Genomic DNA, 8,626 nt, shown 5'->3' on the forward strand with positions numbered 1-8,626 from the left:
GGTGGTGCCCTCGCTGGACCTCATGCTCACCCTGGGCGGCGACGGCACCCTGCTGCGCGGCGCGCGCATCGTGGCGCACGCGCGGGTCCCCGTGCTCGGCATCAATCTGGGGCACCTGGGCTTCCTCACCTCGGCGGCGCCCGAGGAGCTGGAGCGGGCCCTGCAGCTCTGGTTCGCGGGCGACTTCGAGCTCGACGAGCGCATGGCGCTGGCGGTGCGCTTCACCCGCGAGGGGGGCGAGGAGGGGGGCGAGTACCTGGCGCTGAACGACGCCGTGCTGCACAAGGGCGGCGTGGCGCGCGTGATCCGCCTGGTGGTCCGCGCCCGCCACGAGGAGGTAGGCACCTACAGTTCCGACGGCATCATCCTGGCGACGCCCACGGGCTCCACCGCGTACTCGCTGAGCGCGGGCGGACCCATCATCTCGCCGCTGGTGGACTGCATCATCGCCACGCCCATCTGCCCGCACACCCTCGCCGTGCGCCCCCTCGTCCTCCCCGCGGACGAGACGATCACGGTGGAGGCGCTTTCGCCCGCGGACGAGCTGATCCTGACCATCGACGGGCAGGAAGACCTGCGCCTCGCGCCCGGTGAGAAGGTCACGGTGAGCTGCGCGCCCAACCGCGTGCGCCTCGTCCGCTTCGCCGGCCAGACCTTCTTCTCCACCCTCCGCCGGAAGCTCCGCTGGGGTGACCTGGTGGAGCGGGAGCGGTAGAGTCCGCGGATTCTACGTCATCCAAGACAGGCACGGTTGAGGGCGCCGGACCGATCCACGAACGCGTTTCCGTCACTTCGACCGGGACGCGTTCGCGTTGTGAGCGGGAGCCCGTCGCAGGAGAGACGGAAGAACCTCACGCGGAGGCGCGGAGTCGCGGAGAACAACTCTCTTCTCCTGCAGTTCTCCGCGTCCTCCGCGTCTCCGCGTGAGCCTGCTTTTTCCGGGTGATCGCGCCGGGTGTCTGGTCGATTTTTCACGAGGACGAACCGCGGGCGGGAGGACGGGAGTGGCGAAGGCGATCAGCTTCATGGAGTTCCGCAGGCGGGCGCAGGCGGTGTTCGACCAGGTTCCGGACGAGTACCGGCGCGGCGTGGACGAGCTGGTGGTGGAGCGCCAAGCGGTGCCCGATCCCGAGCTGGAGGACGTGTACACGCTCGGCGAGTGCGCGACCGGCGAGCACGACCCCGACCCGGAGTCCGCGCGGACGCTGCGCTCTTTCGTGGTGCTCTACTACGGCTCGTTCGTCGCCCTCTCCCGGCTGGACGACGCGTGGGACTGGGACGAGGAGATCTGGGAGACCATCACCCACGAGATCCGCCACCACCGCGAGACCGCCGCGGGCGAGGACGCGCTGGAAGACGTGGACTATGCCGACGACCAGAGCTTCCTGCGGCGCGAGGGCAAGCCGTTCGACCCGCACTTCTACCGCTCCGGCGAGCCCGCCGGCCCCGCCGCGTGGGAGGTCGCGCGCGAGCTGTTCGTGGAGCGCCGGCTGACGGACGCGGAGTTCGCCGCTCTCTCGGACGTCCGCGTGGCGTGGGAGGGCGGGGAAGTGCGCATCTCCCGTCCCGCCGAGCTGGGCGACGTGCACTTCGTGGAGGTGGATGGAGCGGAGGTCGACGGCGTGCCCGTGACGGTCGTTCTCGTCCGCAAGCGCGGCGCGTGGGAGACGCTGCGCGGTCTGTTCTCGCCGCGCGAGCCGAAGGTGCTGGAAAGCCGGGCGGACGCGCTGCCGCTTCCGGTCGACGGCTAACTTCCGCGCTGGCGGGCCGCCCGCGCCCGGCGATAGCTTGGGCGGCGAAGGCGGCGCCGCCTTTGCAGCGTGTGGCGGCGCGGCATCGGATGGGCGGACCGGGCACACGGGAGGGGCGCTTTGGCGGACCAGGACGGGGCACAGGGGCGGCGGGACGCGGGCGGCGCGCCGCGGCTCACGCCGTACGAGATGGTGTTCGGCGAGGCGGGGTTCGAGTCCGCCATCTTCCCCGCGCTGCTGCGCGAGGCCGACGAGCGCGGCGAGGACCCGGCGCGCCGCGAGCGCTTCGCCTTCCTCACCGTGGGCAGCGACGCCCTGCGCGACGTGATCCCCGCCGACGCGCCCGCCGAGGCGCTGGAGCAGCACCGCGCGCTGCTGTACCACTCTTTCAACTTCTGGCGCTTCGGGCGGCGGCTGTACACGCTGGAGGCGCCCGTCGCGCGCTACCTGGTGGAGGCCGCGCCCACGCTGGCCGACTGGGACCTGGCGATGCCGCATCCGTCGGTGTACGTGCAGCTCCCGCCGCAGCTCTTTTGGGCCAGCATCTCGCCAGACGCGACGCCGGAGCCGGTGGACGGCTTCTTCGCCGTGGAGACGCGCGGCAACGACCCGCTGGGCCCCGCGTACCGCGAGCTGACCGCGCTGATGGTGCTGGGCATGCGCCGCGAGCGCGCCGGCTTCAGCATCATCCCCTTCGACACCGAGGTGGGGCCCGGCATCGCGGCGGACTGGGCGGAGGCGCCGGGCCGCGACGGCGCGCGCGACTTCGCCAGCGTGCTGCCCGGCGGCGAGATGGCGGGCCTGTACTCCATCCTCACCTCTGCCGAGGCGCTGAAGCTGCTGGCGCGGGCGCTCTGGTACGTCGACCAGAACCCGGACCTCGTGCTCGCCGAGCACGCGCCCGAGCGCCGCACGCACGACCGCCCCGGCTCCATCGCCCTCTCCCACCTGCCGTATTCCCGCGTCGTGCTCGATTCGGCGCAGGCGGAGACGATCCCCGATCCGGCTGGAGATGCACGGCAGGGCGGGGAATCGGGAGATGCGGGGCAGGGCATCTCCGCATCCCCCGAAGCTGGATCTGCGGATGCGCGAGCGGCTGGCGGCGGATCGGGTGACGGTGGGACGGTCGACGGCGGGACGGCCACGGGTCGATCGAGGGGCGGAGGATCGGACGACACGGATTCGGGAGATGCGGGGCGGGCGGACGGCGCGGATGCCGGCGCATCTCCCGATGTCGACGAGGGGCGGTGACGGGGGCGGAGGTCGCGACGGTCCTGGCGGAGATCGCCATGCTCAGCGAAGTGCTGGGCGAGAACCCGTTCCGCGCGCGCGCCTTCGCTGCGGCGGCGCGGGCGCTGGAGGGCTCGGGAGCGGACCTGGACAGGCTCGCGCGCGAGGACGCGCTGACCACGCTGCCGGGCGTGGGCGAAGGCATCGCATCCACCATCCGCGAGCTGGTGCTGGACGGCCGCTCGGGCCTGTACGACCGCCTGCGCGAGCAGATGCCCGTGGGCCTGTACGAGGTGATGCGCGTGCCCGGCCTCGGTCCCAAGCGGGCGCACACGCTGCACACCGCGCTGGGCGTGGACTCTCTGGACGCCCTCGAAGCCGCCGCGCGGGCGGGGAAGGTCGCCGCGCTGCCCGGCTTCGGCGCCAAGACCGAGGCGAAGGTGCTGGAAGGCATCGCCTTCGCGCGGTCGCTGCGCGGGCGGCGGCGCTACCCGGCCGCGCTGGAGGTCGCGGTGCGCCTGCTGGAATGGTTGCGCGCCAACGACCACGTATCCGCCGCCGAGATCGCGGGCGACGTGCGCCGGCGCATGGAGATCGCCGAGTCGGTGGATCTCGTCGCCGCATCCGACCATCCCGCCGCGGTCCTCGCCGGCTTCCGCAGCCTGTCCGGCGTGGCGGAGAGCGAGATCGAGGCGCGCGACCGCGCCTGCATCGTCTTCTCCGACGGCCTCTCCGCGCATCTCCACGTCGTGCCGCCCAAGCAGTTCGTCGCCGCCGTCGTCGTCGCCACCGGCAGCGGGAAGCATGTCTCCGCGCTCCAAGCGCTGGCGGAAGAGAAGGGCTTCACGCTCGACGCGACCGGGCTGCGCAAATCGCGCCGTGTCGTGGAGCTGGCGGACGAGGAGGCGCTGTACGGCGCGCTGGGCCTGGCCTACGTGCCGCCGGAGCTGCGCGAGGACTGGGGCGAGGTGGAGGCCGCCGCGGCGGGCCGCATCCCCCGGCTGGTCGAGATGGACGACCTGCGCGGGACCTTCCACTGCCATACGACGTATTCGGACGGCAAGGCGACGGTGGCCGAGATGGCGGAGGCGGCGCGGGAGCGCGGCTGGCAGTACCTGGGCCTCGGCGACCACTCCAAGTCCGCCGGCTACGCGGGCGGCCTCTCCCCCGCCGCGGTGCGGAAGCAGCACCGCGAGATCGACGCCTGGAACTGCGCCAACGGCGGCAAAGGCGAGGACCGTTTCCGCATCTTCAAGGGCATCGAGTCCGACATCCTGTCCGACGGCAGCCTGGATTACGACGACGACGTGCTGGCGAGCTTCGACTACGTGGTCGGCTCGGTGCACTCCGCGTTCGGGCTGCCGGAGCGGAAGATGACCGACCGCATCATCCGCGCGGTGCGCAATCCGCACATCACCATCCTGGGCCACGCTACCGGCCGCCTGCTGCTGTCCCGCGGCTCGTACGCGGTGGACGTGCGCGCCGTGATCGACGCTGCGGCCGAGCACGGCGTGGCGGTGGAGATCAACGCCGACCCCGTGCGGCTGGACCTGGACTGGCGGCACGTGCGCTACGCGGGCGAGAAAGGGGTGCTGGTGCCGATCGACCCCGATGCGCATTCCACGCGTGCGCTGGGCAACGTGGCCTTCGGGGTGAACGTGGCGCGCAAGGGCTGGCTCACTGCGCCGCAGGTGCTGAACACGTGGACGCTGGAAGAGGTGGAGGAGCACTTTGGCAAGAGAAAGCAACAAGGCGCGCCGTGAGCGCACGGCCGCCATCCTGGAGCACCTGGCCGCGCTGTACCCGGACAGCCGCTGCTCCCTCACGCACGACGACCCGCTGCAGCTGGTGGTCGCCACCGTGCTCTCCGCGCAGTGCACCGACGCAGCGGTGAACCGCGCCACGCCCGCGCTGTTCGAGAGGTACAGGACCGCGCAGGACTACGCGGACGCATCGCAGGCGGAGATGGAAGATGCGCTGAAGACGCTCAACTTCTTCCGCAACAAGGCGAAGGCGCTCATCGGCCTGGGCCGCGCGCTGGTGGAGCGCCACGGCGGCGAGGTGCCGCGCGACCTGGACGCGCTCACGGCGCTGCCCGGCGTGGGGCGGAAGACGGCCAACGTGGTGCTGGGGGTGGGCTTCGGCATCGCCGAGGGCGTGGTGGTGGACACGCACGTCAAGCGCATCGCCGCGCGCCTGGGGCTCACGCTGGAGGAGGACCCGGAGAAGGTGGAGCGCGACCTCCTGCCGCTGCTCCCGCCCGAGGCGCGCGTCATCTTCACGCACCGCATCATCGACCACGGCCGCGCCGTCTGCACCGCCCGCCGCGCGCTGTGCGACACGTGCACGCTCGTGGACCTGTGCGCCTCCGCCCCCGGCGCGCCGGCCCGGCGCCCGCGTGCGGCTGCGCGGAAGCGCGTGACGACCGCCGGGACGGGGATATGAGCACCGAATCTCCGCCCACCGCACCCGCGCCGGTGGAGGTCGCCTCGATCTTCGGCGGCGTGGCGACGCCGGGGGATGCGGTCTCCATCAACCCCGAAGCGGGCTGGCACCCCGTCACCGAAGACCCCCGCGAGCGCGAGGCGGGCGTCCGCGCCACCGACCGTTCGCTGGAGCGCTTTCCGTACCTCGCCTGGCGCTTCGGCGAGCGCGGGCGCCGCTTCTGCGAGAGCGACAGCGCGTGGATGGCCACCCTCGCGGGCGATGCACGCCACGCCGCGCGGCAGCTCACCTGGCTGGCCGGGGTGCTGGGCGCCCGCGGAATGCCGTCGCTCTGCCTGGAGACGCACGCGCGGCACCTCCACGCCGAGCTGGTCCTCGCCGTCGCCTCGCGCGAGACCGCCTACGACGCCATCCTCTCCGCTGCGGACGCGCTACGCGCCAGCCGCGACGCCGTGATGCCGGGAGATGCGCTCGCTGCCATCGCCCGTGACTTCACGCAGCGCGCGGGAGATGCGGCGCCGGCAGAATCCCGCGGCTTCGGCGAGATCCTCGCCGCCGCCGTGGCCGACGAGCGCTCCGGCATCCCCAACGCCGTGGAGAGCGTCCTCGCCTGGGCGGCGGACGCATCCCGCTTCGATGCGCGGTGGATCGACGCCGTCCTCACCACCGTGGAAGCAGCGCGCGCCTCTTGAACCATCGACGGCGGAGCGTTGGCTGGCAGATGATGGAATCTTGGCCGTGGCCTCGCGTCCCGCATGGGCACACATGGCGACGTTCGTTGCATCGCTCCGGGAGCCGGCGTAGCTTGCGGATAGGGACCGTGCTGGCCCACGCCACTCGCAAGGAGACTCCCATGGACCAGCGCAAGCTCGACCTCACCGATCTGACCGTGGACTCGTTCACCACCGCGGCTTCGGCAGCGGGCTCCAACACGACGGATCCGGATTTCTGCTGCACCGGCTGCGACAGCGGCTGCGGCATCTTCTACACCGCGGGCTGCACCGCCAGCGGCACCAGCACCACGGACGGCATCCACTGCGTCTACGAGCTCGACGCCACCGGCTGACCTTTCCCATCGCCGTTCGGCAAAGCAGCCTTCGACCGTTCCCCACCCACCGATTTCCGCCGGCGCGGTCCCCCCTCGCTGCACCTCCACGCCGAAGCTCGCCCATCTTCCGAAACGCGTCACCTCACCTGGACGCGAGCCTTCGCGCGTCCGCGATCTTCGAGGCACGGTCTGTGACGAAGGGTCGCAAGATGATCTTCCGACGGATGTAAACGTGCGATTCACGCCGAAAGGAGGGATACGCGAGCGTCACATAACCGGACGTTTGTTGCGCGATGCCGCATCTTCGGATACCTTGCATCCGGGACCGCGCCTGGCTCACGTCACTCCCAAGGAGACTCCCATGAACCAGGTCAAGCTCGACATCGACGCCCTCACGGTCGACACCTTCGCCACCACGCCCGCCACCGCGGCGCCCGCCGTGATCACCACCCCAGGAGGTTTCTGTTGCACCGGCTGCGACAGCGGCTGCGGCATCTTCTACACGGCGGGCTGCGAGAACAGCGGCACCAAGACCACGACCGGCGACGACAGCGTGTTCATCTGCGCCGCGTAGCCTCACCCGCACGACCCTGGCCCCACCTCACGCAACACAGCCGCTCGGCGCGGTCCCATCTGCTCCGCACCCTTTCAATCGAAGCTCGTCGTTTTGCTCCGCCCGATCCGGCAGAGCGGCCGTTCCGGATCCGCTTCCGTTGCGTCCCGGCTCGCCGGACCGTCACGTCTCCGGCTGTCTCAGCGAGCGATCTTACACACGTGAACGACACATATTCAGACGTTTTATTGCGCCGTGACGTCTGCCCGGTTAGCTTCCGTTCGGGACCGCGCTTGGCCCAACGACCCTCCGAAGGAGAATCCAATGGACCAGCGCAAGCTCGACCTCACCGACCTCATCGTGGACTCGTTCGACACCTCGGCCATGGTCGCGACCAGCGCCGGCAAGACGGCCATCGACATCTTCTGTTGCACCGGCTGCGCGAGCGGCTGCGGGATCAACCCGACCGCCGGCGGCTGCGCGAGCGGCGGTGGTGACCAGACGATCGCGGTCCTTGCCGTGATGTGATCGTCCCCGCAGCCTCCCGAGGCTGCGGTACGTAGCACCTTCCAGCCCTCATCGACACGCACTCGCCGGCGCGGTCCCACCTCCCCCGGCGCACCCCCCGTCTCGCTCTTCTTCGGCCGCTCCCGCCCCATTCCCGGTCAACGCGCCGCTCTCCGCCATCCGTCGACCGTGCCGCGCAACGCTGCGTTCCTCCAGTGCATCCAGCCGGTGGCGAACGCCGGAGACAGGCCGGGAACGCACTGGTGTGATGATCGTTCGCGGCACATCTCACAATCACTTATTCGGACGTTTGTTGCCTCAGCCGCAGGCTCCGGTTAGTATCCGCCCGGGGACCGCGTTCGGCCAAACGACATTCCCAAGGAGCATCCAATGGAACAGTACAAGCTCGACACCGACTTCACCGTGGAAACGTTCGATCCCGCCGTGGAAGTCGCCCGGAGCGTGGCCGTCATGAAGTGCACGGGCTGTCCGAGCGGCTGTGGCATCTTCCCCGAGCCGTCCCTCGACACCGCGTGATCCGATACCGCTGCCCAACCGGCAGCGGTTTCTCGTAGCATCTTTTCCGCCCTCAGCGAACCACATCTGCCGGCGCGGTCCCCGCCTCGTCTGCATGCGCCCCGGCTCGCCACGCCGTCTCTTCCGCCTCCGCGGGAGACGGCACTCCGCAGTGCCTCGATCTCGGCGACTCGAATCTTCGCTACATCTGAAACAAACTCCTTTAAACGACTTAATTTGCACATTTCCAGACACGTCACTATCATCTTCCCAGCGACCGCACCCGCCGCCACTCTTCTCTCCCGGAGACCTCCCCATGAGCAAGCTCGATCTCGACTCCCTGACCGTTAGCTCCTTCGCGACGTCCGACGAGCCCACCACCGAGATGATGATCGCGCAGCAGCGCATCACGCCCATGTGTTGTACCGGCTGCGTGAGCGGCTGCGGGATCAACCCCACGGCCAGCGGGTGCGATTCCGGCGGCGGTGGCAGCATCATGATGTAGCTGCGGCACATGCCCGAGGGGAGCGCGAGCCGCTTCCCTCCGGGCGCGGCCCGCGAAGAGCCCCCGCCGGG

Annotated in this window: 11 protein-coding genes; all 11 read left to right on the forward strand. The window is 70.6% G+C overall.

Translation table 11 applies throughout. The annotated features are described in order from the left end of the window. A partial coding sequence (locus tag VFE05_11745; GenBank protein HET6230734.1) for an NAD(+)/NADH kinase occupies positions 1-715 on the forward strand: 715 nt, incomplete at its 5' end. Between the two features lie 289 nt (positions 716-1,004). Then, positions 1,005-1,751: a metallopeptidase family protein gene (locus VFE05_11750; GenBank protein HET6230735.1), complete on the forward strand. Its 747-nt coding sequence runs from the start codon at positions 1,005-1,007 to the stop codon at positions 1,749-1,751. Positions 1,752-1,871: 120 nt separating this feature from the next. Further along, positions 1,872-3,002, forward strand: coding sequence for a hypothetical protein (locus tag VFE05_11755; protein ID HET6230736.1), 1,131 nt, complete (start codon positions 1,872-1,874; stop codon positions 3,000-3,002). After that, entirely contained in the window at positions 2,999-4,744 is a 1,746-nt protein-coding gene (gene polX, locus VFE05_11760; protein ID HET6230737.1) for a DNA polymerase/3'-5' exonuclease PolX, read from the forward strand. Before VFE05_11755 ends, polX begins: the two co-directional genes overlap by 4 nt. Then, a complete protein-coding gene (nth, locus tag VFE05_11765) occupies positions 4,713-5,426 on the forward strand; it encodes an endonuclease III (GenBank protein ID HET6230738.1) in 714 nt (237 codons plus the stop codon). Before polX ends, nth begins: the two co-directional genes overlap by 32 nt. Then, complete coding sequence (locus VFE05_11770) at positions 5,423-6,118, forward strand: hypothetical protein (protein ID HET6230739.1); 696 nt, start codon at positions 5,423-5,425, stop codon at positions 6,116-6,118. Before nth ends, VFE05_11770 begins: the two co-directional genes overlap by 4 nt. A 161-nt stretch (positions 6,119-6,279) precedes the next feature. Continuing rightward, positions 6,280-6,492 carry a hypothetical protein gene (locus VFE05_11775; GenBank protein ID HET6230740.1) on the forward strand — a complete coding sequence of 71 codons (213 nt, stop codon included), beginning with the start codon at positions 6,280-6,282 and terminating at the stop codon, positions 6,490-6,492. Positions 6,493-6,835: 343 nt separating this feature from the next. Continuing rightward, positions 6,836-7,048, forward strand: a complete 213-nt coding sequence (locus VFE05_11780) for a hypothetical protein (GenBank protein ID HET6230741.1) — start codon at positions 6,836-6,838, stop codon at positions 7,046-7,048. 303 nt (positions 7,049-7,351) lie between these two features. Then, positions 7,352-7,555: a hypothetical protein gene (locus VFE05_11785; GenBank protein ID HET6230742.1), complete on the forward strand. Its 204-nt coding sequence runs from the start codon at positions 7,352-7,354 to the stop codon at positions 7,553-7,555. A gap of 369 nt (positions 7,556-7,924) precedes the next feature. Next, entirely contained in the window at positions 7,925-8,071 is a 147-nt protein-coding gene (locus tag VFE05_11790) for a hypothetical protein (protein HET6230743.1), read from the forward strand. A gap of 295 nt (positions 8,072-8,366) precedes the next feature. Beyond that, on the forward strand, positions 8,367-8,555 hold the full coding sequence (locus VFE05_11795; protein ID HET6230744.1) for a hypothetical protein: 189 nt from the start codon (positions 8,367-8,369) through the stop codon (positions 8,553-8,555). The last annotated feature ends 71 nt before the right edge of the window (positions 8,556-8,626 follow it).

Source organism: Longimicrobiaceae bacterium (genome assembly GCA_035696245.1).
In the GTDB taxonomy this organism is placed as follows: Bacteria; Gemmatimonadota; Gemmatimonadetes; order Longimicrobiales; family Longimicrobiaceae; genus DASRQW01.